The organism is Streptomyces sp. NPDC059900, from assembly GCF_050270335.1.
In the GTDB taxonomy this organism is placed as follows: Bacteria; Actinomycetota; Actinomycetes; order Streptomycetales; family Streptomycetaceae; genus Streptomyces.
In genome coordinates this window covers 1-1,467 of the sequence record NZ_JBNNJZ010001071.1, presented here as the reverse complement: position 1 = coordinate 1,467, position 1,467 = coordinate 1, and the positions used below count along the sequence as shown (strand labels likewise).

The 1,467-nt window shown below is 68.8% G+C and carries 2 protein-coding genes; both read right to left on the bottom strand.

The genetic code is table 11. From position 1 onward, the window contains the following. Positions 1 to 66 precede the first annotated feature (66 nt). Positions 67 to 858 (bottom strand): MIP/aquaporin family protein, encoded by a 792-nt coding sequence (locus ACQKIP_RS47310; RefSeq protein ID WP_427745849.1) that lies wholly within the window; start codon positions 856 to 858, stop codon positions 67 to 69. 344 nt (positions 859 to 1,202) lie between these two features. Next, positions 1,203 to 1,467: IclR family transcriptional regulator C-terminal domain-containing protein (locus ACQKIP_RS47305; protein ID WP_427745848.1), on the bottom strand; the 265-nt coding region annotated here is incomplete at its 5' end.

Here is a 1,467-nt window from a genome sequence, read left to right as displayed (position 1 = left end):
GTTCTCTCCTGCTCTTCTTTGCTCTCGGCGGTCTGTCTCGGGCGGTCGACGGCAGCGCTCGCGGTCCTACTTGAACGCGAGGTTGTAGAGGCCACCGGCGATGGCACCGCCGATCAGCGGGCCGGCGATCGGCACCCATGCGTACGCCCAGTCGGAGCTGCCCTTGTTCGGCAGCGGGAGCAGGGAGTGCACGATGCGCGGACCCAGGTCACGGACCGGGTTGATCGCGTAGCCCGTGGGGCCACCGAGCGAGAGGCCGATGCCGACCACGACGAGCGCGGTGATCAGTGCGCCGAGCACGCCGATGCCGTTGCCGCCGTCGTTCAGGCCCTGGGTGAGGATCGCGAGGACCAGGACGGTGGTCGCGATGATCTCGGTGAGCACGTTCTGCGCGTAGTTGCGGATCTCGGGGCCCGTGGAGAACACGCCGAGCACCGGACCGGCCTTCGGTGCGGCCTTCTGGTCGACGAGGCCCTCCTCCATCGGCTGCGCCGCGAGGACCTCGGGGTCGGTCAGGTGGGCCTTGAACTGGCCCAGGTAGGCGAGCCGGACCAGGACGGCGCCGATCATCGCGCCGAGGAGCTGCGAGGCGAGGTAGAGCGGAACATCGCTCCACTTCGTGCCGCCCTCGATGGCGAGGCCGATGGTGACCGCCGGGTTGAGGTGGGCGCCGGAGACGCCACCCGCCAGGTACGCGCCGGTCAGTACCGCGAAGCCCCACCCGAAGGTGATCGCCAGCCAGCCGGCGTCCTTGGCCTTGGAGGCCTTGAGCGTGACGGCGGCACAGACACCGCCGCCGAGCAGAATGAGAATGGCGGTACCGATGGTCTCGCCGATGAAGATGTCGGAGCTGGACACCCGCGACTCCTTTGTCCTTCGTCCAGGGAAAGGCGAACCCCGGGTCCCTCCGGTGGTCCGCGACCTCAGGTGAGGTCGTTGCCGGCCCTGGCCTTGTCACACTCTAACGCGTAATGCCGGTAGGTGTTCGACAATGCCGACCGATGGACGCGAGTCTCACCCCGTGGTTACTTGCCCGTCAAGAGTTCTGTTATTGAAAACACGATCGTTATTGATCGTTCCGGGTTATCGGTCGAGGCGGGGGGCCCGCCGGGTGAAACGCGGTCCAATGATCGTCGCGCAGAAGAGTGCCCCCTGCATGTTGAGCAGGGGGCAGAAGGCCGGGCGGCAGGGGCCGGGCGGGGTCAGAAACGCCCGGCGCCCAGGTCCCGCGACACCGCGCGGGCGCAGTCCCGTACGGCTGCGATCAGGTCGGGGCGCAGCTCCCCTTCCCTGCGGACACGCTCCACCGCACCGGTGATGCCGACCGCGCCGACCGGCATGCGGCGCCGGTCGTGGATGGGCGCGGCCACCGAGGCGATGCCCTCCCAGGTCTCCTCGACGTCGGAGGCGTACCCGCGCGCACGGGTGAGATCCAGGACGCCCTCGAAGGCCTCGGGGTCCACGACC